General features: G+C 60.9%; 16 protein-coding genes and 1 tRNA gene. 11 read left to right on the forward strand and 6 right to left on the reverse strand.

The genetic code is table 11. From position 1 onward, the window contains the following. Positions 1–8 precede the first annotated feature (8 nt). The 8 genes from glyQ to FGO67_RS02605 all read left to right on the forward strand — a co-directional run bounded on the left by glyQ (position 9) and on the right by FGO67_RS02605 (position 10230). On the forward strand, positions 9–1034 hold the full coding sequence (glyQ, locus tag FGO67_RS02570; RefSeq protein WP_138439743.1) for a glycine--tRNA ligase subunit alpha: 1026 nt from the start codon (positions 9–11) through the stop codon (positions 1032–1034). 2 nt (positions 1035–1036) lie between these two features. Next, complete coding sequence (gene glyS, locus FGO67_RS02575; RefSeq protein ID WP_203299159.1) at positions 1037–3118, forward strand: glycine--tRNA ligase subunit beta; 2082 nt, start codon at positions 1037–1039, stop codon at positions 3116–3118. Between the two features lie 30 nt (positions 3119–3148). Further along, positions 3149–3706: a D-glycero-beta-D-manno-heptose 1,7-bisphosphate 7-phosphatase gene (gmhB, locus tag FGO67_RS02580; RefSeq protein WP_203299160.1), complete on the forward strand. Its 558-nt coding sequence runs from the start codon at positions 3149–3151 to the stop codon at positions 3704–3706. 35 nt (positions 3707–3741) lie between these two features. Further along, positions 3742–3818 (forward strand) — tRNA-Pro (locus FGO67_RS02585). Between the two features lie 707 nt (positions 3819–4525). Continuing rightward, complete coding sequence (locus tag FGO67_RS02590; RefSeq protein WP_203299161.1) at positions 4526–6079, forward strand: methyl-accepting chemotaxis protein; 1554 nt, start codon at positions 4526–4528, stop codon at positions 6077–6079. A 29-nt stretch (positions 6080–6108) separates the two neighbouring features. Beyond that, positions 6109–8484 (forward strand): sensor domain-containing phosphodiesterase, encoded by a 2376-nt coding sequence (locus tag FGO67_RS02595; protein ID WP_203299162.1) that lies wholly within the window; start codon positions 6109–6111, stop codon positions 8482–8484. Between the two features lie 24 nt (positions 8485–8508). Continuing rightward, positions 8509–9798, forward strand: a complete 1290-nt coding sequence (locus tag FGO67_RS02600) for a GGDEF domain-containing protein (protein ID WP_203299163.1) — start codon at positions 8509–8511, stop codon at positions 9796–9798. A 60-nt stretch (positions 9799–9858) separates the two neighbouring features. Continuing rightward, positions 9859–10230, forward strand: coding sequence for a VOC family protein (locus FGO67_RS02605; protein ID WP_203299164.1), 372 nt, complete (start codon positions 9859–9861; stop codon positions 10228–10230). A gap of 45 nt (positions 10231–10275) precedes the next feature. Here FGO67_RS02605 and FGO67_RS02610 read toward each other — a convergent pair whose 3' ends face one another. The 3 genes from FGO67_RS02610 to ptsP are packed head-to-tail and all read right to left on the reverse strand — an operon-like array spanning position 10276 to position 15841. After that, a complete protein-coding gene (locus FGO67_RS02610; RefSeq protein ID WP_203299165.1) occupies positions 10276–12030 on the reverse strand; it encodes a PTS fructose-like transporter subunit IIB in 1755 nt (584 codons plus the stop codon). Continuing rightward, positions 12027–13001, reverse strand: a complete 975-nt coding sequence (gene pfkB, locus FGO67_RS02615) for a 1-phosphofructokinase (RefSeq protein WP_203299166.1) — start codon at positions 12999–13001, stop codon at positions 12027–12029. Before pfkB ends, FGO67_RS02610 begins: the two co-directional genes overlap by 4 nt. Next, positions 13001–15841 (reverse strand): phosphoenolpyruvate--protein phosphotransferase, encoded by a 2841-nt coding sequence (gene ptsP, locus FGO67_RS02620; protein ID WP_203299167.1) that lies wholly within the window; start codon positions 15839–15841, stop codon positions 13001–13003. The genes pfkB and ptsP overlap by 1 nt, the downstream gene beginning before the upstream one ends. Before the next feature lie 128 nt (positions 15842–15969). Here ptsP and cra point away from each other — a divergent pair, with 128 nt between their 5' ends. Beyond that, a complete protein-coding gene (gene cra / locus FGO67_RS02625) occupies positions 15970–17016 on the forward strand; it encodes a catabolite repressor/activator (RefSeq protein WP_203299168.1) in 1047 nt (348 codons plus the stop codon). Here cra and FGO67_RS02630 read toward each other — a convergent pair. Beyond that, positions 16928–19219: a helicase C-terminal domain-containing protein gene (locus FGO67_RS02630; RefSeq protein WP_203299169.1), complete on the reverse strand. Its 2292-nt coding sequence runs from the start codon at positions 19217–19219 to the stop codon at positions 16928–16930. The genes cra and FGO67_RS02630 overlap by 89 nt on opposite strands. Further along, entirely contained in the window at positions 19216–20925 is a 1710-nt protein-coding gene (locus FGO67_RS02635; RefSeq protein WP_203299170.1) for a VRR-NUC domain-containing protein, read from the reverse strand. Before FGO67_RS02635 ends, FGO67_RS02630 begins: the two co-directional genes overlap by 4 nt. 117 nt (positions 20926–21042) lie before the next feature. Between FGO67_RS02635 and folM the strand changes: the two genes are divergently transcribed. Continuing rightward, entirely contained in the window at positions 21043–21750 is a 708-nt protein-coding gene (gene folM / locus FGO67_RS02640; protein WP_203299171.1) for a dihydromonapterin reductase, read from the forward strand. A 44-nt stretch (positions 21751–21794) separates the two neighbouring features. On the opposite strand, the gene FGO67_RS02645 is transcribed toward folM, so the two are convergent. Further along, positions 21795–22244, reverse strand: coding sequence for a DUF4864 domain-containing protein (locus FGO67_RS02645; protein WP_203299172.1), 450 nt, complete (start codon positions 22242–22244; stop codon positions 21795–21797). A 179-nt stretch (positions 22245–22423) separates the two neighbouring features. On the opposite strand from FGO67_RS02645, the gene FGO67_RS02650 reads away from it, so the two are divergent. Then, a complete protein-coding gene (locus FGO67_RS02650; RefSeq protein ID WP_203299173.1) occupies positions 22424–22714 on the forward strand; it encodes a DUF6482 family protein in 291 nt (96 codons plus the stop codon). Positions 22715–22766 lie beyond the last annotated feature (52 nt).

The following is a 22766-nucleotide window of genomic DNA, read 5'->3' on the forward strand; positions in this document are numbered from 1 at the left end:
CAAACGTCGTGACAGACAAGGCAACCAAGCAAACTACTCCGGACATCAAGACCTTTCAGGGCTTGATTCTGGCTCTGCAGAATTTCTGGGCGCAGCATGGCTGTGTGGTCCTCCAGCCACTGGATATGGAAGTGGGTGCCGGTACCTTCCACCCGGCGACGTTCCTGCGGGCCATCGGGCCGGAAACCTGGAACGCCGCGTATGTCCAGCCGAGCCGTCGGCCGACCGATGGTCGCTACGGTGAGAACCCAAACCGCCTGCAACACTACTACCAGTTCCAGGTGGTCCTGAAGCCATCACCGGACAACATTCAGGAACTGTATCTGGATTCCCTGAAGGCCCTGGGCCTGGATCCGCTGGTACACGACATCCGGTTCGTGGAAGACAACTGGGAATCGCCCACCCTGGGTGCCTGGGGCCTGGGCTGGGAAATCTGGCTGAATGGCATGGAGGTGACTCAGTTCACCTACTTCCAGCAGGTTGGCGGTATCGAATGCTTCCCGGTCACCGGCGAGCTGACCTACGGCCTTGAGCGTATCGCCATGTACCTGCAGGGCGTGGACAGCGTCTACGACCTGGTCTGGACCGAAGGTCCGGATGGCGTTGTTACCTATGGCGACGTGTTCCACCAGCAGGAAGTGGAAATGTCGACCTACAACTTCGAGCACGCCGACACCGAGTTCCTGTTCCACAGCTTCGACGTGCACGAGCGCGAAAGTGCCCGGCTGATCGAAGCCGGCCTGGCGCTGCCGGCCTACGAGCAGGTGCTCAAGGCTTCCCACACTTTCAACCTGCTGGACGCCCGGCACGCCATCTCGGTGACCGAACGCCAGCGTTTCATCCTGCGAGTTCGCACCCTGGCACGTTCTGTCGCACAGGCCTACTTCGACAGTCGCCGTAAACTTCGTTTCCCGCTGGCCCCCGAGGCTCTGCGCGAGGAAGTACTGGCCGCGGCCGACGCCGCCGATGATAAGGCCAAAGGCAAGAAAGGCAAAAAAGCGAAGAAGGCTCAGCAGGAACAGGGGAACGCGTAATCATGGCAACACAGGATTTTCTGGTCGAACTGGGCACCGAAGAGCTGCCCCCGAAAGCACTTAAACCACTGTCCGATGCCTTCACCCAGGGCATTGCCAAGGGTCTGGAAGTCGCCGGTATTGAGTTTGGCAAGGTCGAGGCCTTCGCCGCGCCCCGCCGCCTGGCGGTTCGTATCCGTGACCTGGCCGATGCCCAGCCGGACAAGCCGGTTGAGAAACGCGGCCCCGCGGTCAAAGCCGCCTTTGACGATGCCGGCAACCCGACCCGGGCGCTGACCGGCTTTGCCACCTCCCTGGGTGTCACCCCGGACCAGCTGGACACCCTGGAAACCGACAAGGGCGCCTGGGTGGTCTACCGTACCGTGGAGCAGGGCAAGCCCACGGTGGAATTGCTGCCGGAACTGGTCGACCAGTCGCTGGCGGCGCTGCCGATTCCCAAGCGCATGCGCTGGGGTGCGCACCGGACCGAGTTTGTGCGTCCGGTCCACTGGGTGATCATGCTGTTCGGCAACAAGGTGATCGACACTCCGATCATGGGCCTGAAGCCGGGCAACAAGACCCGGGGCCATCGCTTCCACTGCCCGAAGAAACTGATTGTGCCCACCCCCAGCGACTACGAGGTGGTGCTCAAGCAGGAAGGCTACGTGCTCGCCGATTTCGCCGAGCGCCGGGCCCAGATCCGCGCCGGTGTGGCCGAACTGGCCGAATCCGAAGCCGGCGGCAAGGCGGTGATCGACGAGGAACTGCTGGATGAAGTCACCGCCCTGAACGAGTGGCCGGTGCCATTGATGGGCCGGTTCGAGGACCGCTTCCTGGAGGTTCCGGCAGAAGCCCTGATCTCCTCCATGAAGGAGCACCAGAAGTACTTCCACGTGGTCGGTGCCGATGGCGCCATGCTGCCGCTGTTCATTACCGTGGCCAACATCGAGAGTAAGGATCCGGCCCAGGTGATTTCCGGCAACGAGAAGGTCATTCGCCCGCGCCTGTCGGACGCCGCCTTCTTCTACGAAACCGACCGCAAGAGCCGCCTGGAAGATCGTATCGATCGACTCAAACCGATCGTATTCCAGGAAAAGCTGGGCAGCATCTACGACAAGTCGGTTCGGGTCGCGGCCCTGGCCAGCAAGATTGCCGCAGCCATCGACAGCGATCCGGCCCTGGCCGAGCGCGCGGCCATGCTGGCCAAGACCGATCTGGTCACCGAGATGGTGCTGGAGTTCACCGACCTGCAAGGGATCATGGGCCAGTACTACGCCGCCAACGATGGCGAGGCCGACGACGTCGCCAAGGCCCTGAACGAGCAGTACATGCCCCGGTTTGCCGGCGATGACCTGCCCACCACCGCCACCGGCTGTGCCGTGGCCATTGCCGATCGCCTGGACTCACTGGTGGGCCTGTTTGGCATCAACCAGCCACCGTCCGGCACCCGGGATCCGTTCGCCCTGCGCCGGGCGTCCCTGGGTGTGCTGCGCATCATCATCGAGCGGGAACTGCCGCTGGATCTGCAAACCTGCTGCGAGTGGGCCGCGGAGAACTTTACCGTACTGACCGAGCCGGATACCGCGTCCACCGTGGTGGATTACATGCTCGAACGCTTCCGGGCCCATTACGATGAGCTGGGCATTGGCGCCGAAGTTTACCTGGCGGTGCACGCCCGTCGTCCGACCCGTCCGCTGGACTTCGATCGTCGGGTCAAGGCGGTGGAAGCCTTCCGTCAGTTGCCTGAGGCCCAGGCCCTGGCCAGCGCCAACAAGCGGGTCTCCAACATCCTGACCAAACAGGGTGGCGACCACATCGGTGAAACCGTCGACACCAGCCTGCTGCAGGATTCCGCCGAGCAGCGGCTGGCCGAGCAGGTCGAGCAACAGGCGGGCAAGGTAGTGCCGCTGTTCGAGCAGGGCGACTACGCCAGTGCGTTGCGCTCCCTGGCCAGTCTGCGCGAGCCGGTGGACAGCTTTTTCGATGAGGTGATGGTGATGGCAGAAGACGACGCCACCCGGAACAATCGTCTGGCACTGCTGAATCGCCTGCGTAACCTGTTCCTGCGAGTGGCAGACATTTCACTGCTGCCAAGCGCCGGCTAACGGACGAAGACGCAGGGGCGAAAAACCAAGATGCTGATCATCCTCGACCGGGACGGGGTCATCAACGAGTACGATGGCAACTACATCTGCTGCGCTGACGACTGGCACCCCATTCCCGGCAGCATCGAGGCGGTGGCCCGGCTGTGCAACGCCGGCCACCGTATCGCCATTGCCACCAACCAGTCCGGCATCGCCCGGGGTTATTACGGCCTCGCGGAACTGGATGCCATGCACGGAAAACTGAAGAGCCTGGTAGAGGCCGCCGGTGGCTGCATCGATATCATCGCCTACTGTCCCCACCATCCGGACGATCACTGTCACTGCCGGAAACCCTTAACCGGCCTGCTGGAGCAGATCCAGAGTCATTACCACCTGGACTCGCTGGACGGGGCCATCATGGTGGGGGACAGCCGTAAGGACCTGGAAGCGGGCGTCGCCGGGCACTGCCAGCCGGTGCTGGTACGCACCGGCAATGGCCAAGACACCGAGCGCCATCTGGACGCTCGACCGATCCCTGGAACCGAGGTCGCCGTCTACGATAATCTCAGCAACTTTACGGATGCGCTTTTGTCCGCCGAGGGCTGGTAAAACCAAAGTGAATCCGTATAATACCGGCCGTTGATCGGCGTGTGGCGCAGCTTGGTAGCGCACTTCGTTCGGGACGAAGGGGTCGCAGGTTCGAATCCTGCCACGCCGACCACTTTCCCGCTTTGACTTCCTTCTGTATCAAAACTGCCTGCTTAGCTGCAAACCTGCTGTCCATGGCACCACGTCATACTCGCTTTTGAACGAAGTCTGCCCCTGCGCAGGGTCCGTCGCCGTATAGTCGCTGAAAATATCGCCCTCATAAAAACTCGTGCGACAAACATGTCCACCGGCCAGTCGCCTGCCACGTCGCCAAACCGTGTATGAACCGACAGGTCGGCAGGCGCCCTTGCCATGCCCTGGGTCTGGAGGGAATCGCTTGAAAGAATGACCAGTACTTCATCGACGCCGCCTTTGTGGCCGTCTGCCTGAGCACCAAACGATGCAACGGCGATCAGTGCCGCCATGGTCAAGGTTTTTGAGTGATTTGATCATGATTGAAACTTCTTTTAGTCGATCGAAAAACGTCAGCTTCACAATAGCCGGCCGGGCTGGACCATGGTAGGAGGCGAAACAGCTGCCAACACTTTACTGGCACGGGATGCTGAGAGGTCATGAATGGATGGCCAAGCCAGCACGGCGGTCTGGCGCTCACTGATACCAGCCAATGGGGGAACCCTCTGTTCCGGCATTGCTGTACGCGGACGTTCGCGACCTACTTAAATCTTGTTCAAAACAAATCGCAACAAATCGTGGAAACGTTCAGGAATGAATGTATTCTGATGAGAAAACGCTGTCTCCGCTAACTTCCAGGAATTTGCGATGCGCAAAAACTTGCCCGTTACCGATATTGAAAGAACCTTCCATAAAACCCAGAAACTCATTTCTTCAACCGACCTGAAAGGCAAGATCCAACATTGCAACCAGGCTTTCGTGGATGTTAGCGGCTTCAGCCGCGAAGAGCTGATTGGCCAGCCTCACAATATTGTTCGCCATCCGGACATGCCTCCCGAGGCCTATGAAAACATGTGGTCCTGCCTGAAGGCCGGAAAACCCTGGATGGGTCTGGTCAAGAATCGGTGTAAGAACGGTGATTTCTACTGGGTCAGCGCCTATGTCACACCGGTCACCGAAAATGGCCACATTGTTGGTTACGAATCCGTCCGATCCTGTCCGGAGCGGAAAGACGTAGCGCGGGCCGAAAAGCTGTACCGATCAATCCGCGCGGGAAAATCGTCCACCCCACTCTGGCATCGCGTTCACCCGGCCAGCCTTTTCCTCGGTGCTGTGTTCATCGCCTCAGCCGTGCTTTTTCTGACGAATCACCAGTACCTGTCTGAGCTGGCACTTGCCACCGGTGTTGTGGTGTATGCCGTCTGGATGCATTTCTCCAAGAAGCGACTGATGCACTCAGTGATGCAGCTACTGGGGAACAGTTTCAGCGATGATCTTGCCGCCCGGAGTTACACCGATGACGACTCGGAGCTTGGACGCATCAAGGTCGCCGTGATGGCCCTGCAGTCCCACCTGGATGCGGTACTGACCAGAATGGAAGACGCCGCGGGGCAGGTGAAATCCTCCGCAGTCAAAGGGTTGGAGATCGCCTACGAAGCCCAGGAAACACTCCATAACCAACAGTCAGAGACCGAACAGGTGGCTGCGGCAGTTCATGAAATGTCCCAGACCATCGCCGATGTGTCTGCCAACGTTCAGTCAACGGCAGACAAAGCCGGAGGCGCCCGCGAGTTTGCTCAACAAGGATCAGCCGTCGTAGCTGGCACCCGCAAGGCCATCGAGAATCTCAAAAAAACAGTTCATGACATCAGCGCCTCCGTCGGCCAGCTGTCCACCCAAACCCACCAGATCGCATCAGCCGCCAAGATCATAGAAGACATTGCTGACCAAACCAATCTGTTAGCTCTGAACGCGGCCATTGAGGCGGCCCGTGCCGGAGAACACGGTCGCGGATTCGCAGTGGTGGCCGACGAAGTTCGCAGCCTTGCACAAAGGACACGAAACTCAACCAGCGACATCCACGGGATTGTCGAAGCTCTGATCAGCCGGTCAGCAGACTCCGTAACTATCGCGGATCAGGGCACAGCAGCAGCAGATGCCGGCCTTGATCAAATGCTGGAGGCAGAGCAAACCCTGAATGATATCGCCGACACTGTCAGCAACATCGCAGAAATGGCGATGCAAATGGCGGCCGCTGTTGAGGAGCAGGCCCAGGTATCGGACCAGATAAACGAGCAAGTGGAGAGAATTTCCTCTTTGGCAACGAACAATCTGGCCAAGGGCGAAGAATCCACTCATAGTGTCAGAGCGATGGAGCGCGTTGCGAGCGAACTTCACGAATTGGTTGTGAGGTTCAAATAATCGCTGAACCGTCTCCGGAGGTCAGGCCCATGGTAAACCCGAGCATCGAGAAACGCCGGTTAGCTGCGCTTGATCGGTTGGGCATTCTCGATACACCTCCAGAGGAGCGCTTTGAACGGCTGACCCGGATTGCAAAACACTACTACGGGGTAAAAACCTCGCTTTTCTCAGTTGTAGACGCCGAACGTCAGTGGTTCAAATCCCGCCAGGGACTGGACGCCTCGGAAACACCCCGCTCAATTGCTTTCTGTGACTATGCCATTCAGCAAGACAAGATACTGTTGGTGGAGGATGCCACCAAAGATCCCCGTTTCCGGAAAAATCCCCTGGTTACCGGTAAGCCGCACATCCGGTTCTACGCAGGGATGCCGGTTCGCGAACCCAGCGGTTTCAAGATCGGCACACTCTGCATCATTGACGACAAGCCGCGAAAATTCTCCGAGATTGAGCTGGACGTACTACGCAGCCTCACGAGTCTTCTGGAGGATGAACTTGAAAGGGCATTCCTCACCACGAGTGCCGGCGAATACGTCAAAGTTTCTCACCTCAGCCGTGCCATTCACCGGGCTCAGAACGTTTTTCTGACCAGCGACAACGAACATGCGGCCTTCGAGTTGATGCTCAGCGACCTGCTGACGCTGACCGGAAGCCAGTTCGGATTCATTGGCGAGGTACATGAGCGTGAAGGCGATACGCCTTTCCTGAAGATTGGCGCAATCACCAATATTGCCTGGAGCCCGGCAACCCAGGCGCTTTACCAACAGGTTGAGCGCCGGGGCATGATTTTCAATCGCCTCGACAATATCCTCGGTCTTCCAATGGCCACTGGCGAAGTGATTGTCTCCAACGAAATCGCCTCAGACCCCCGGCTCAAAGGACTGCCGGAAGGCCATCCCCATATAACTGCCTATATTGGTATTCCGGTACTCTCCGGCGACCGGCAAATCGGCCTGATAGGACTGGCGAACCGCCTCGGCGGCTATACCGCCAAACTGGCCGAGGAGCTGGAACCGCTGACCCAGACCTTGGGCAATCTGATCGAGCGGAAACGCCTCTATCAGGAAAAGCGGCAACATCAGAAACATCTCGAGCATGCAGCCAACTACGATGAGCTGACGGGCCTGCCGAACCGCCGCCGGATGACCGAACTGTTTGAACAAGAGTTGTTTGAAGCGGACCAGCGCCAAGGTGTGGTATCGGTGTGCTTTATCGATCTCGATGGCTTCAAGGAAATCAATGACCAACACGGCCATGCCGTCGGTGACGCCGTACTGAAATCGGTTGCCGGTCGGCTTCTTATGAGCGTCAGGACCCATGATGTGGTTGCGCGCCTTGGCGGCGACGAATTTGTGGCTATCTTAAGGGATGTCGATGATGAGCGAGTCTATTCGAGACTCCTGGAGGCAATCCGACAGCCCATCAGTTATAAACGCAATGTATTGCATTTGTCTGGCAGCATGGGTGTCACGATATACCCGGGCGATGACTCTGATGCCGATCAATTGCTTCGTCACGCGGACCAGGCCATGTACGCCGCCAAGGAGGCCGGCAAAAATCATTACGTGCTGTTTGATCTGGATTCTCACTACTCGCGGAAGGAGCGGATCAAAGTCCTTGAAAAAATGGACAGCGCTCTTGAGCTTGGGCAGCTGGAACTCTATTACCAACCAAAGATTCAGTTCGGCGACAGGTGTGTGGAGGGCTTCGAGGCGCTCATCCGCTGGAACCACCCCGACGATGGCCTCCTGAGCCCTGATCATTTCTTGGACCACATCGAATACACCGAGTATGCCCGCAAGGTTGGCAACTTCGTGCTGGCTGAAGCTATCTCACGCCTGCGGGAGTTTGAAAGCCAACAGCTACCCTACACCCTCAGCGTAAATTTGAGCCCCTCGCACTTTCTGGGATCGAGTTTCAAGGAGGATCTGGAGGCAGCCCTGTGCGAATGTCCGGACGCCATTCGCTCGCGCCTGATCCTGGAAGTTCTGGAAACGACAGCCCTGGACGGTACCGAACGCGTTCTTGAGAATCTCAGCGCCTGCCGTGAACTGGGCGTTGATGTCTCGCTCGACGACTTTGGCACAGGCTACTCGTCACTGGATCTGTTCCGCCGGCTGTCTGCCCAGGAAATCAAAATCGACCGCTCGTTCGTATTTGATATGCTCGAAAATTCCGATAACGATATGATCGTCAGCGCCATCATAAGCCTGTCGAAAAGCTTCAAGCGACGCCTCGTGGCTGAAGGAATTGAGTCGGCGGCGGTAGAGGCTAAACTGATCGAACTGGGATGTGATCTTGGCCAAGGCTTTTTCTACAGCAAACCACTGCCCTTGGAGCAGGCCCTCGAGTGGGCGAATGGTTTTGACTGGGAAAGCCGTGAAAGTAATGATCTTTGGGTAATCTGAGTACCTTGCTCAGATAAGGGGCATATGGAACTGACTCCGGAAATCCGGCTGAAAGCAATTCTCCAGGGCACCGGTGCCGGCACTTGGGAATGGAACCTTGATACTAATGAGGTGGTTTACAACGACCGATGGGCCGACTTACTTGGCTATTCCCTGGAAGAGCTGGAGCCCCTCAGGTTCAAGACCTGGGAGGACCTGTGTCATCCGAAAGACCTGAAGCAGGCCCAGGAAGCTCTGACTCGCTACCTGAATGGCGAAGCCCCAAAGTTTGAATGCGTGGTCCGTATGCTCCACAAGACCGGAGATTGGCGTTACATCCACACCCGCGGCACACTGTTAACAGATGAAGATGGTCAGGACACGCGCTGGCTCATGGGAACTCATCTGGATGTAACCCGTGAAAAGCTGAGCCAGCATCAGATGGAGCAGCTCGCCAAATCTCTACCAGGTATTATCTATACCTTTGTCCTGGAACCGGACGGTCGCTATTACTTTTCCTACCTGAGCGAAAAGACCCTGGATTTTTATGGGCTAACCGCCGAAGAATGCTTAACTGAACCAGACAGGATTTTTGACCTGATTCATCCGGATGATATCGCCAGGGTGCGCGAGAGCATTGCCATCTCTGCCGAGACGCTGAACGAGTGGGTTTGTGAGTATCGTGTTCAGACTAATCACGGGAGCTATTGGCTCAAGGGCGTATCACGACCCGAGAAAGACCCGGATGGCAGAATCAGCTGGCACGGCATAACGGTCAATATCGACACCCAGAAGCACCTGGAGCTCGAGCTGGAACAACTCTCGATTACTGATGAGCTGACAGGCCTCTATAACCGTCGGTACATGCTCAGGAAACTGCAAGAATCTGTGGCACAGGGTGAGCGTTATGGGGATACTTTTTCGCTGATTTCCCTTGATATCGATTTCTTCAAAACCATCAATGACACCTATGGACATCCCACCGGTGATGCAGTGCTGCAAAGATTCGCCAGTATCATCGAATCCAGGACTCGGAAATCCGATATCGTGGCGCGCACCGGGGGTGAGGAGTTCATCATCTTTATGCCCAATACCGGGCTTTCCGAAGCTGGGCAAGTTGCGGAATCCCTGCGAATTGTCCTGCAGGCAGAAAGCTTCGTGAGTGATGACGGAAAAAACTTCGGCGTCACTTTCAGTGCCGGTGTGGTTAACTGGTGCGGATCAGGGTCAAATATCACATCCGTACGGGATTTACTCTCGGCCTGCGACCAATCAATGTATGCAGCGAAGAGAGCAGGTCGGAACCGAGTAGTGGCCAATGACCAGGGAGGATGATCCCGACGCAACAGGCAGCGTATTCACTACGTCCAAAACATTCAGTAATGGAGAGTACACATGATCGGTTACGTCACCATTGGTGTCAGCGACATCAACAAGGCCAAGGAGTTCTACACTAAACTGCTGGCAGACATGGATGCCAAGGTCCTGCTGGACATCGGGCGGCTGGCCTTCATTGGCAAGAACATGAGCACACCCATGCTGGCGGTGTGTGAGCCATTCAACAAGGAACCCAACCACCCAGGCAATGGCAACATGGTTGCGCTGCAGCCTGGCTCCAAAGAAGCCGTCGATGCCCATTACCGCAAGGCCCTGGAGTTGGGTGCAACCTGCGATGGCGAACCCGGCCAACGAATTCCGAACCAGTTCTACGGTGCCTACGTGAAAGACCCGGACGGCAACAAGCTGGCGTTTTTCCACTTCGGTTAATAAAAAGGCCCTCACTTGAGGGCCTTTTTATCGTGGCATTGGCGATCAGACGGCGGGGGCAGCTACTTCCGCCTTGCCACTCTTGAGCAGCGCATAGCCCAGACCAATCACCAGCGATCCCACGGTAATGGCGATCAGGTAGGGCAGGACCACACTGACCGCATTGGGAATAGCCAATACGAACAGGCCACCGTGAGGCGCCATCAGTTTCACGGCAAACAGCATCGACAGGGCACCAGTGATGGCCCCGCCCAACATGCAGACCGGAATTACCCGCAGCGGATCCTTGGCCATGAACGGAATAGCGCCTTCGGAGATGAAACACAGCCCCAGCACAAAGGACGCGCGGCCAGCCTGACGCTCCGCCTCGGCGAACTTGCGGCGGGCCACAAACGACGCCACGCCCATGCCAATGGCCGGCACCATCCCGGCGGCCATAATTGCTGCCATCGGCGCGGAACCGCCACTGCCTTCCGACAGCAAGCCGACGCCAAAGGTGTAGGCCGCCTTGTTCACCGGGCCACCCAGGTCGAAACACATCATCGCACCCAGGACACCGCCCAGCAGAATGGCGTTGGTGGTGCCCATGCTTTCCAGGAAGCCGGTCAGTGCATCCATGATCGCCGCCATGGGTTCGCCCAGCACATAGATCATGCCAAGCCCGGTCACCAGGCTGGCGAGCAAGGGAATGATCAGGATCGGTTTCAGTGATTCGATACTCTCGGGCAACGGAAGTTTCCGGCTGATAAAGCGGGCCACATAGCCGGCCAGGAAGCCGGCGACGATACCGCCAAGAAACCCGGCCCCCAGTTCACCGGCCAGATAACCGCCGATCATACCCGGAGCCAGGCCCGGCCGATCGGCGATGGACCAGGCAATGTAGCCGGCCAGTAGCGGAATCATCAGCTTGAAGGCCGTACCGCCGCCAATTTGCATCAACGCCGCCGGCAGGGTGCCCTGTTCCTGAAACGCTTCGATCCCGAACACAAACGACAGCGCAATCAGCAGGCCACCGGCCACCACCATCGGCAGCATGAACGAAACCCCGGTGAGCAGGTGCTTATAGGGTCCACGGGATTCGCCACCGGCTGGTGAGCTGGCCTGTGGCTTCCCGGCATCCAGTACCTGAGCCTCGGCCAGGGCGGCCTGTACCGTGTCGGCCGGTGTTTTCAGCGCCGCGCCGGTGGAGGTCCGCCAGACCCGCTTGCCAGAGAAGCGCTCGGGATTCACTTCAATATCGCAGGCCAAAATGACCACATCCGCAGCGGCAATCTCGGCCTCGGTCAGCGGATCCTGAGCGCCCACCGAGCCCTGGGTTTCAACCCGGATTCGGTGTCCGGCTGCCTCGGCCGCCGCGGTCAAGGCTTCTGCCGCCATGAAGGTATGGGCGACACCGGTCGGGCAGGCGGTCACAGCGACAATCTGTCGGGCTGCGGTGTCAGCCGCCACTACTGACGCCTCGGCAACCTCTTGCGTCTCGCTGGGCACCCAGGGCCGGGCCTGTTTTAGGGCAGTCTCCAGAACCGCCGCTGGCGCCGCCAGTGCTTCGGTCACTGGCAGTTGGTACACGGCCTTGCCGGCGTAGGCATCAAGCGCCACCGGGGTGCCCAGGGCCGCGATCACCAGGTCAGCGGCGGCAATGTCGGCCTCGCCGATGGCTGCCGGATGCTGGCCGTCTCGGCCACGCATATCCGTGGTCACCTTCCAACCCCGCTCCAGGGCAACCCGTTCAAGCGCCCGGGCGGCGAGGAAACTGGTGGCAATACCCTGGGGACAGGAACTCACAATAATCAGGTTCATAACGGCACCTCCCCATTGTTGTTATCCCCAGGCCAGGGGGTAACCCGGGTTTGTTCGACAAGTGAATGAAAATCCGACGCGGCCGGATTGCCGACCCCGGCATGGCGCACACATTCGGCGGACAGGGCGGTGGCAAACCGTAACTTGGCCACCGGCGGTTCGTAGTGGTCGGTATTTAACAAGCCGTGCAGCAGGCCAGCCAGCAGGGTATCGCCGGCGCAAACCGTACTGCGCGCGGACACCGGCGGGGGCTCGGACTGGAAGCTGCCATCGGGGCCGAACCAGAGCACACCGTCAGCGCCCAGGGACACCACGACATGAGCCAGGCCCTGGGCCTGCAATGCGGTGGCTACGTCAGCCACCTGCTGACGGGACACCAGCGGACCCCCGGCCCAGGCCGACAGTTCCTCAATATTCGGCTTGATGCCGAATGGCCCCGCTTGCAGACCGCAGGTGAGGGCGTCACCACTGGTATCCAGCCACACCGGTTTATCCACAGCCCTAACCATAGTCACCAGATCGGCGACCGCAGCCGCGGGCAAACTCGCCGGCAGGCTGCCACCGATCACGATGGCATCATGCTCGGCTACCAAGGGTGTGAGTTGATCCAGCAGACGACTCAAGGCGTCGCTGGCAGCCTCGAAACCCGCGCTGTTGATGTCGGTGATCCGGCCGTCCTGTTCCGCCAGCTTGATGTTGACCCGGTTGCGCCCGGGTACCCGCACGAAACGGTCGGTAAGGCCTTCATCGGCAAACAGCCGCTCGAACGGTGCCGCATTAGCCTCGCCCAGCAGACCGGACACGGTCACCTGATGGCCAAGGCCAGCAAGCACCCGGGCCACGTTGATGCCCTTGCCCGCCGGCTCCAGCCGGGTAGCGGTGGTGCGATTGACCTGGCCGGGCTCAAGCGCATCCAGCTCGGCATTGAGATCCAGTGCCGGGTTCAGGGTAATGGTCAAAATGCGTGCCATCAGAACGACTCCAGGGCATCGCGTACCTCAACCGCCGTGGCCTTGGACAACGCCAGCTTGGCCCGTTCCCGGGCTGCATCCAGGGTGAAATCACGGATACAGGCCTTGACCAGGGGTACCCGCCGGCTGGTGACGGACAGCTCGTCCACCTCCAGGCCAACAAGCACCGGAATCGCCTGGGGGTCGGAGGCCAGCTCGCCACAAACCCCAACCCAGCGGCCATGGGCGTGGGCCGCCTGCACGGTCATCTGAATCAGGCGCAGCACCGCCGGATGCAGGGCATCGGAATCGGCCGAGAGCTGGCCGTGGCCACGGTCAATGGCCAGGGTGTACTGGGTCAGGTCGTTGGTGCCGACGGAGAAAAAGTCCACCTCCGGGGCCAGTGTCGGCGCCAGCAGGGCACAGGAGGGCACTTCGATCATCACGCCAATCTGCACGTCGGCGCTGGTAACCTCGGACTGCACCCGCTGCACAATCTGCTTGGCAGCGCGGAATTCTTCCAGATCCTTGACCATCGGAAACATAATCCGAAGGGGCCGGTCGCCGGCGGCGGTCAGCAGGGCGCGGACCTGGGTTTCCAGGATCTCCGGCCGGGTCAGAGACAACCGGATACCACGCATACCCAGGAATGGATTGTCTTCCTGGGGCAGCGGCCAGTAGTCCAGCGGCTTATCACCACCCACATCCAAGGTCCGAGCCACCAGCGGCAGACCATTGAGCGCGTCGAAGGCGTGACGATATTCAGCAATCTGGGTCGCCAGGTCCGGCGCTTCCGGATGGGCCATGAACACGAATTCGGTACGCAGCAGCCCAATGCCTTCGGCACCGCGCGCCACCGCATCGGGTGCGTGCGCGGTATTGCCCAGATTGGCGCAGACTTCCACCCGGTGACCGTCGCGGGTGATGGCCGGCTGGTGCCGGTTGTCGTGCGCTTCAGCCTGCAGGGCGGCCAACCGCTCCAGCCGGCGGGCAACCTGGGCCCGACGCTCATCGCCCGGGTTCGGCACCAGCGCGCCGCGCTCACCGTCAACCACCAGCTCGGCACCATCAACCAGCTTCAGCACTGCGTCGCCGGCTCCCACCACCGCGGGCAGTCCCAGCGCCCGGGCCAAAATCGCGCTGTGGGAGGTAGCGCCACCGCGGGCAGTAACCAACGCCCGCACCCGCGTCGTATCCAGCCGGGCGACATCGGACGGCCCCAGGTCATCGGCCACCAGTACATACGGGTGCTCCGGCGGCTTGGGCATTTCCACGCCGCAGAGGTTGGCCAGCACACGCCGACCGACGTCGCGCAGGTCCGCGGCACGCTCAGCCAGCAGCCGGTCCGCCAGTGCCTCCTGACCCTTGGCGGCGGTATCGATGGCCTGCCACCAGCCGGCCTCGGCGGACGCGCCTTCGTTGATCGCTTCCAGGGCGGCCTGATACAGATCTTCGTCCTGCAGCATTTCCACATGAACCGACAGGATCGGCGCCGCTTCACCACCCTCGGCTTGGCGAATCAGGGTCCGTAGCTGGCTGTCGGCGGCATCAAAAGCGCGGTTCAGGCGCATGATCTCGGTTTCGCTGTCGGCCGCGGTGTCCGGGAAGGTCAGGGTCGGCTGGCGCAGAACAAAAATCGGCGCCAGCGCCAGCCCCGGCGATGCCGCGACTGCTTTCAGGGGCTGGTCGTCCACCAAAGGCTCTGGTTCGTTCTGATTCTGGTTTTGGGGCTGGGCCAGCCGTGAAGATTCGGCACGCAACGGCGATACCGCTTCACCCAGGCCGTCAGTAATGGCCTTGGTCAGGGCGGTCACTGCCTGCTGGGCATCTTCACCGGTAGCGGACAGGATCAGGGTCTGGCCCCGGCGCGCGCCCAAGCCAATGATCCGGGTCAGACTGGTGGCGGAGACGGCACCGCCATCGCCTTCCCGCAATCGTACCCGGATGCTGGCGTTGTGACGGCGCGCCTCCTGGACCAACTGCTTAGCCGGGCGAGCATGCAAACCGTGGCTATTCAGCAGAGTAACACTGGCCGTGACGGCATCGGCCGCTTCACCAGAAAGCCGGGCCAGCAGAGCCTCGGCTCCCAGACCTTCGATCGGCTCGCCGGCGGCCAGAAATTGGTCCAATCGGGCCAGCAACTCATTGCACTCATCCCCCGGGCCGGCCAGGCAAAACACGCCCTGAAACTCGAGCCCCGGGCGTTTCGGCGTCGCCAGTGACAACGCCGGACGACGGGCGCCCCGGCTGTGGTGCACCAGCCACAGGCCCTGACCCAATGCCACCGGAGGCTGCCCGATGATCTCGGTGAGAAAGTCGGTGTCGACACAGTGCAGACTCTGCAGGCGGGCGGCTGCAATCAGCGCCAGTTCAGTGGCGGTGGTGGCTTCGAGCCCCAGGCACAGACTGTCCCGGTCGCATTTCGCCAGCACCGGCGGTTTGCTCAGCAAGGCCACCAGCTCTGCCGCATCGCCGGTGCGCGCCAGCTTGTCGGCCAGGCCCGGAGTATCCAATACCCGGGTCAGGTGGCGGAGAATATCCAGATGCTCGTCGGACTGGGCGGCGATAGCCACCAGCACATGCACCCGGGCACCGTCGTGCCAGGTCACGCCATCGGGAAACTGCAACAGGCGGATGCCGGTCTTTTGCACCGCGGTACGGCTGTCCGGGGTGCCGTGGGGAATGGCAATGCCATTACCCAGTACCGTGGACGATTGCTGTTCCCGGGCCATCATGCCGTTCAGGTAATCGGAGGAGGTGCGACCAGCGGTTTCCAGGTCCCGGCCAGCCTGGGTCAGGGCGTCCTGCCAGTCGACGGCGGTAGCGCCGAGTCGAACATCGTTGGCGGTCAGCGTCAGCATCGAAGTTGCCTCGCTTTGTTGTTGTGGTGAGCGTATGTTTGGGGTTGCTGAATCGTGTCAGCAAACATAGAATCGATAATGTATCAGATATGATCGAAAATCAAGCAATCGCGTAACAGGGAACCGCCATGACACTCGCCGAACTCGCCCGACTTGCCGGTGTCTCCAGAACCACCGCCAGCTATGTCATGAATGGTCAGGGCGTGGCCCGGCGGATCAAGCCCGACACCATCGACAAGGTTCTGGCGATCGCCCGGGAGCACCGGTTTCAGGTCGATGCCCAGGCTGCGGCCCTGCGCGGCGGTGCCAGCAAAACCCTGGGCTTCATCCTGCCGGACCTGGAAAACACCAGTTACGCCCGGCTGGCCAAGCTGCTGGAACAGGGTGCCCGTGCCCGCGGCTACCAGTTGCTGATCGCCGGCTCCGACGATAACCCGGAGACCGAAAAAGCCCTGGCTTACGCCCTGAAAGCACGGCGTTGTGACGCCCTGATCGTGGCCAGCGCACTGTCGGAACACGACCCTTTCTACCCTGACATACAGGCCGATGGCCTGCCGGTTATCGCGGTGGACCGGGCGCAGTCGCCGGAACTGATTCGCTGCGTGGTCAGCGATAACCAGTGCGCCGCCGACAGCCTGACCCGCTCGGTGCTGACCGAAGGCCCCGGCACCGTGGCCTGGTTCGATGCCGTACCGGACCTGGCCATGACCCGGGAACGCCGGTCCGGCTTTGAAGCCGCGGCCCGGCAGTTAGGCTGGGCCACTGAGGTATCCAGCGGCGCCCGCTACGACCGGCAGACCGGCGCCGCCCTGATGCGGGACCTGCTCAGCTACCGGGCGCTACCGGAAGCGCTGGTCACCGCCTCCTACACCTTGCTGCAAGGGGCACTGGATGTCCTTTTGGAACAGCCCGGCGGCCTGACCCCGGCACTGAAACTGGCGACCTTTGGCGACGACCGGCTGCTGGATTTCCTGCCGGTGCCGGTGCACTCGCTGCCCCAGAATCATGAAGCCATTGCCGCTGCCGCCCTCGATCAGGCCCTGGCCGCCATCGCCGAGCCCCAAGCACCGGTTCAGCCGGTCACCATCAACCGGACCCTGAAGCACCGTCCGGCCAGGGCTCCACAGGCGTCTCAAACCACCAGCCCGGGAGCAGGGCCCGCACCGGCGGCTTGAGAAAGCGGTCGTCGATCAGCCAGATAACACCCTCGTCCTCGGGCGTGCGGATCACTCGACCGGCGGCCTGAGCGACTTTCTGTAAGCCCGGGATCAGATAGGTATAGTCGTAGCCGGCGCCGAACCGTCGTTGCAGACGATCCTTGAGTAATTCATGCCAGGCGTCGAAGGGCGGCAGGCCCAGGGTAGCGACAAACGCCCCGATCAGCTGATCGCCGGGCAGATCAATGCCTTCGCTGAACACGCCACCAAGCACCGCAAACGCCACGCTCCCGGATTTGCGATGGAAACCCTCAAGAAAGTCCCGGCGTTGCTGCGGGCTCATGGCCGGCTGTTGCGAGCGTTGGGGCACCTCTGGCGCCTCCCGGGCCAGCACAACCGCCACTTCGTTCATGTACTTGAAGCTGCTGAAAAACGCGAGATAGTGGCCCGGACGCGCCCGGTACTGGCGGGCAATCAGCGCGGCAATAGGCTGGGCCGAGACCTGGCGATGGGCCTGACGGGTACTGATCCGGGGCGTGAAGTGAACCTGCAACTGCTCCGCACTGAACGGACTGGGCAACGAGGTAAAGCGACTGTCCTCGGGCAGCCCCAGCAGATCCCGATGGTAGATGCCCGGACTGAGGGTTGCGGAGAACAACAGCACCGAGCTGGCGGCCGCAAACCGCTCGCGCAGGAAGTCCGCCGGCACCAGATTCTGAATCGTCAGCTGCGCCCGGCCCCGGCCCTCGCGCCGGAACTCGCACAGGGAATGGTCACCGAAGGAATCCGCCAGCTTCATGAACGCCACCGATTCGAACAGCAGCTCCTGCAACGCCAGATCGGGCGGGTTGTCGGCCAGGAAGTCGGTCAGCGCCGACACCAGCCCGAGCAGGCTGCCGGTCAGTGCCGACGGCAACTGCGCAAGAAAGACGGCCGTGTCACCGGTGTCACCATGATCGCGAATCACTCCCTGCCAGGCCCGCGCGGTGCGATCCAAATGCGATTTCAGCACTTTCGGCGCGGTTTTGCGCAGCCGCAGCAGACGCTGCTGATCCAGGCGCACCGAGTACATGCCCCGGCCGCGATCCACCAGATTGTGGGCTTCGTCCACCAGCACCGAGGCCTTCCACTGGTTCTGCCGGATCAGCCCGTGGAGCAGGGCAGACTGGTCGAACATCCGATTCACATCGGCCACCACCACGTCGCTCCAACGCGCCATTTCCTGGGCCAGGAAATACGGACACAGCTGGTGTCCGGCGGCAATCGCGGCGAGCCGATCCCGGGTCAGGGTGGCACCGGCCTGCACTGCCTCGGCACGGGCATCCGGCAACCGGTCAAAAAACCCCTTCGCCAGTGGGCAGGACTCGCCGTGACAGGCCTTATCCGGATGCTCGCAGGCGTCGTCTTTAGCCACCAGTTCCAGAGTCCGAAGCGGCCAGTCGTCGGGGTCGGGCTGGGCCGCCCGCAGGCGTTCGATGGCATCCACCGCCAGTTGCCGGGTGGTGTTGCGACAGGTCAGGTAATACAGCCGGTCCTGGTTGGCGGCGGGCATCGCCATCAGAGACGGAAACAGCGTACCCAGGGTCTTACCCAGGCCCGTGGGTGCCTCCAGCAGCAGGGTGCCGGCGTTCAGGGTGTTGCGGTACACGGTCTCCGCCAGCTGGCGCTGTCGGGGCCGGAAATCGGCAAACGGAAACTGCAGGGCCCGCAGTCGAGCATCCCGACGCTCACGGTGCTCCGCCTCCCACTCGGCCCAGGCTTGGTATTTGGCACACAGGGCTTCCAGTTCCTGCCACAGCTGCTCGGCGCTGGCGGTTTCAGCAATCGGGGTTTCCTTGTCCCGGCCGGTGTCGTAATACACCAGCACTAACTCCAGTTTTTTAAGCTTTTCCTGCCGGCACAGCAGCGCCCCGTAGGCCCGCAATTGGGCCCGGTGCAGGGCCCGTTGATGCTCCCGGATCCGGGACAAGTCGCCCCGGTGGGTCTTGATTTCCTCCAGCCGGCCCTGGTGTGGATGGTAGCCGTCGGCCCGGCCCGAAAGCTCCAGGCCCAAGCACTCTCCGGTTAGTAAATACTCACTTTTATAACCGTAACCGCGCCGATCCTGGATCGCCTGATGACCGGCAATGCCCTCCTCGGAGCTGGGCGCCGGGGTGTAACGGAAATCCAGGTCGCCCTCCCGGGCGGCGAATTCACACAGGGTCCGGACCGCAACTTTCACGTCGAGGCTCCTTCAGGGTGCCAGCGCACGTAACAGACACTGGCGGGAATGCCCTGGTCGGCAAAGAAAGCCAGCCAGCGAATCTGGTGGTCCTGCAATCGGTCACCCGGCCCTTTCACCTCGATCATCTGGTAGCGCGGCGCGGACGCCGGCGCCTCCGGGTGGAACTGGATCAGATCTGGAAAGCCACTTCGGTGCTCGCGGATGTTCAGCAACAGGCGCCGGAACAGCTGCTCCAGATCCGCGGCCGGAATACAGGCCAAAGCCAGATCCAGCAGATCCGGCGTAAGCACCGGCCAGATCACGAACGGATTGGCAATGCCGTACTTGGCGTCATAGGTGTCGAGAATTCGGCGCTGGTAGCTGCCATCTGAAAGAGCAGCAAAACAGCGATCGAACGACGCCTGCCGACGCTCGACAAAATCGTCTCGGGTCAGGTCCGCGGGGCCGACGTGAAACGGATGGAAGAAGGCGCCGGGCAGTGGCTCAAAGACAGTGCTCCAACACAGCAGGCCGAACAGGCCAGTGATCAGGGTGTTCTCGACATAGAACACCGGCGCCTGGTCCTGTGATAAATGTTGCAGCACCGAGAACTCCACCGAACCGGTTGTCGGCCTGGGCAACGCCACCGACCACTCCCGCAGCTGGGGATAGCCGGAACTCAGGGGGGAGGGTTGGGCCAGCTTGACGGCCAGCCGTTTCAGGATTCGCGCCAGGCCCTGGGCCTCGGCATCACTGAGGGGCTGTTGCTGCCAGGCGGTGGCAATGGCCCAGGCTTCGTCAAAGCGTTTCAATCGCTCCAGCAGCCGCAGCTGTTTCAGCCTGGCTTCCCGATGGCCGCTGGCAGCAAACGCCCTCACCGCCAGTTCGCGCTCACCCTGGCGTTCGGCCTGCCGGCCCAGCTCCAGCAACAGCCGGTTCCGCCGGCTGGTCAGCCAGGGATTACTCAATTCACCAGGCACCTCCGGCCAGACCTCAGCCGCAGGCACGCCCTCGTCCAGCCATTGCCGGCACTGATGCATGACCAGGTAACAGTCCACTTCCGCCCGCTGGGCGAAGGCGCGGGAATCCGGTGTGAACGGTACTGGCTCGTAGCGCTGGTGTCCCAGCTCCACCAGCACAAAATCGGACCAGCTCTGGCGCAGGTTGCCGAAGAACATCAGCCGGATACGATCAAACAATGCCATCTGCTTCAGGCGCACCACCGGTGCCGCCGACCGGCCCAGCCAGTCCGCCAATGGTCGCGGGTCGGGAAAGCGGGGGTGTAGGTTCTCCAACATCCGGGACTTGGCCAGGGATTTTGGCAAACCCAGGGTCTCGAGCTCGCCGGCAAACACCAACCGCAGCTCCGGTAGCGTGTACAGACGGAACAACTGCTCAAGTTCCAGTAACGGCTCGGCCTCCAGCCAGTCGTTGGCGATCAGCGGCTCCAGCGCCACGGATTCAGCCACCGTCAGTTCGGGGTAGTTGAGTTTGTCGGTGCGAAAATGTTCTCCGGTGCGCATCACCAGCCGGGTCAGCAGGGCCCGCGCCGGCATCGGCAGGGTCAGGAATCCAGTCAGCCGGCACTGCTCGGCGTCGGTCAACAGATCGGCGTGGTGATCCCGGACCCAGGCCACCACGGTCTCCATGTTTTCCAGGTAATACAGCGGGTTCTCAAGATTCGCGGTGCCCGGTTTCCGATAGCTGGGTCTGGGGCTGGCCATGGTCCGGGTGATGCCTCCTGGTGGCTGATTCGGTTGACGGCAGTCGGGGTTGTGGTGGGCTGATGACCCGAGGCCGGCATTCTGGCGTATTCAATGTCTCATCGACAGGAGAATGCCATGACCGCTCCCATTCTGATCACCGGCGCCGGCCAACGCATTGGCCTGGCGTTTGCCAAAACCTGTCTCGAGCAGGGCCAGCCGGTAATAGCCACTTACCGCACCTATCGCCCGGCGGTGGACGCCCTGCAAAAAGCCGGGGCCGACTGCGTGCACGCGGATTTTGCCACGAACGAGGGCATCGATGCCTTTATCGACACCCTGATGACGAAAACCGATAGCCTGCGGGCGATCATCCACAATGCCTCAGACTGGCTGCCGGAGAGTAACGACACCGATCCGGGCGAGGTGATGCAGGCGATGATGCAGATTCACGCCATGACGCCCTACCGCATCAACCTGGCGTGTCGGGCGCTGCTGGAAAACAATGAGCTACCCACCGACATTATCCACATGACCGATTACGTGGTCGAAAAGGGCAGTGCCAAGCACATCGGCTATGCCGCCAGCAAAGCAGCCCTGGCCAACCTGACCCTGTCATTTGCCCGGCTGCTGGCGCCCAAGGTGAAGGTGAACAGCCTCGCCCCATCGCTGATCATGTTCAATCCAGGTGACAGTGAGGCCTACCGGGAAAAAACCCTGAAAAAATCCCTGATGGGCATTGAGCCGGGGGTGGACGTGGCGGTGCAGACCCTGCAGTTCCTGCTCGACAACCCTTACATCACCGGGCGCAACCTGCCGTTGGACGGCGGCCGCCACCTGGTGTAACTGATTGCAGGTGACCGAAACTGATCGAAATTAAGTGGCAGCGATCAGATGCCCAGCTTTGCCGGCTTGAGCTGAACCCCGGCAATCTTCCAGACGCCGTCCACCAGCACCATGCGGTAGTAAGCGTCCCAACGTTTGCCTTCAGGCCCCTGCAGTCGCACCCCCTGGATTTCAAAGGCGCCGTGGGGTACCCGATCGGTAAACTCGATCGCGGTAGCACTGTGTACTGCCGGATACGCCTGCCGCACCATGTTGATAAACACGTCCGAGCTGCCGAAACGGCGTTTGATGCCTTCGGAGGCATGGGCCCAGGCCTGCTCCTCATCATTATTGGCGAAGGCTTCAATTTGCCGCAGGATTGTTTCCCGAATGTCGGAATCCTTGTCGGCCGCCAGGGGCCGGGCGGTAAGCACCAGCGCCAGCAGTACCAAAGCAACCAGGAAAACTCGGGCGGTCAGGCTCGCGCGGTTGGGGATGATGGCGAAACTATCCATCGAGATACCCTCCATTGTTCATGTAATAAACAATACGCTTCTGCTTGCGCCACAGATCCGTTTTGCCTCGCGGCAACCCCAGCCTACTTCACCCACCTTTGTTGATCGTTTATTGACCTGTTTGCACACCGGCCTCGTACATTTTTGGACGACGCCGATAAATCCGAGGTCAATTTCCTATGCACATGAATACCGGCGAACTGAAAAGCCACAAACACGATCCCATCTCCCTGCTGGAAATCGTCTCCATGGAAGGCCGTTATTACATGGCCCGCTTTTATCTGGATGGCGTAGGTTATGTCCTGACCGATACCCACGACCACGTCGTTATGTTTACCGGCGCCTGTGCCGTGCGGGACTTCTTCCACGATTACCAGGTGGCGAAGACCGAAGTGATTCCGCCTACCGGCACCGACGAGATGATTGGCATGCCCGTAACCAGCTCTGAAACCATGCGGGTTCCACTCTGAATCCGGGCTGACCGAACCCGTCGACGACAGCGCCGGCAAAACGCCGGTGTTC

Origin of the sequence: Marinobacter sediminum, assembly GCF_016820575.1 — a bacterium.
Classification (GTDB): Bacteria; Pseudomonadota; Gammaproteobacteria; order Pseudomonadales; family Oleiphilaceae; genus Marinobacter; species Marinobacter sediminum.

Excerpts from the sequence above, each read along its gene's own strand:
- glyS (WP_203299159.1), top strand. The coding sequence starts at position 1,037 with ATGGCAACACAGGATTTTCTGGTCGAACTGGGCACCGAAGAGCTGCCC.
- gmhB (WP_203299160.1), top strand. The coding sequence starts at position 3,149 with ATGCTGATCATCCTCGACCGGGACGGGGTCATCAACGAGTACGATGGC.
- FGO67_RS02590 (WP_203299161.1), top strand. The coding sequence starts at position 4,526 with ATGCGCAAAAACTTGCCCGTTACCGATATTGAAAGAACCTTCCATAAA.
- FGO67_RS02595 (WP_203299162.1), top strand. The coding sequence starts at position 6,109 with ATGGTAAACCCGAGCATCGAGAAACGCCGGTTAGCTGCGCTTGATCGG.
- FGO67_RS02600 (WP_203299163.1), top strand. The coding sequence starts at position 8,509 with ATGGAACTGACTCCGGAAATCCGGCTGAAAGCAATTCTCCAGGGCACC.
- FGO67_RS02605 (WP_203299164.1), top strand. The coding sequence starts at position 9,859 with ATGATCGGTTACGTCACCATTGGTGTCAGCGACATCAACAAGGCCAAG.
- FGO67_RS02610 (WP_203299165.1), bottom strand. The coding sequence starts at position 12,030 with ATGAACCTGATTATTGTGAGTTCCTGTCCCCAGGGTATTGCCACCAGT.
- pfkB (WP_203299166.1), bottom strand. The coding sequence starts at position 13,001 with ATGGCACGCATTTTGACCATTACCCTGAACCCGGCACTGGATCTCAAT.
- ptsP (WP_203299167.1), bottom strand. The coding sequence starts at position 15,841 with ATGCTGACGCTGACCGCCAACGATGTTCGACTCGGCGCTACCGCCGTC.
- cra (WP_203299168.1), top strand. The coding sequence starts at position 15,970 with ATGACACTCGCCGAACTCGCCCGACTTGCCGGTGTCTCCAGAACCACC.
- FGO67_RS02635 (WP_203299170.1), bottom strand. The coding sequence starts at position 20,925 with ATGGCCAGCCCCAGACCCAGCTATCGGAAACCGGGCACCGCGAATCTT.
- folM (WP_203299171.1), top strand. The coding sequence starts at position 21,043 with ATGACCGCTCCCATTCTGATCACCGGCGCCGGCCAACGCATTGGCCTG.
- FGO67_RS02645 (WP_203299172.1), bottom strand. The coding sequence starts at position 22,244 with ATGGATAGTTTCGCCATCATCCCCAACCGCGCGAGCCTGACCGCCCGA.
- FGO67_RS02650 (WP_203299173.1), top strand. The coding sequence starts at position 22,424 with ATGCACATGAATACCGGCGAACTGAAAAGCCACAAACACGATCCCATC.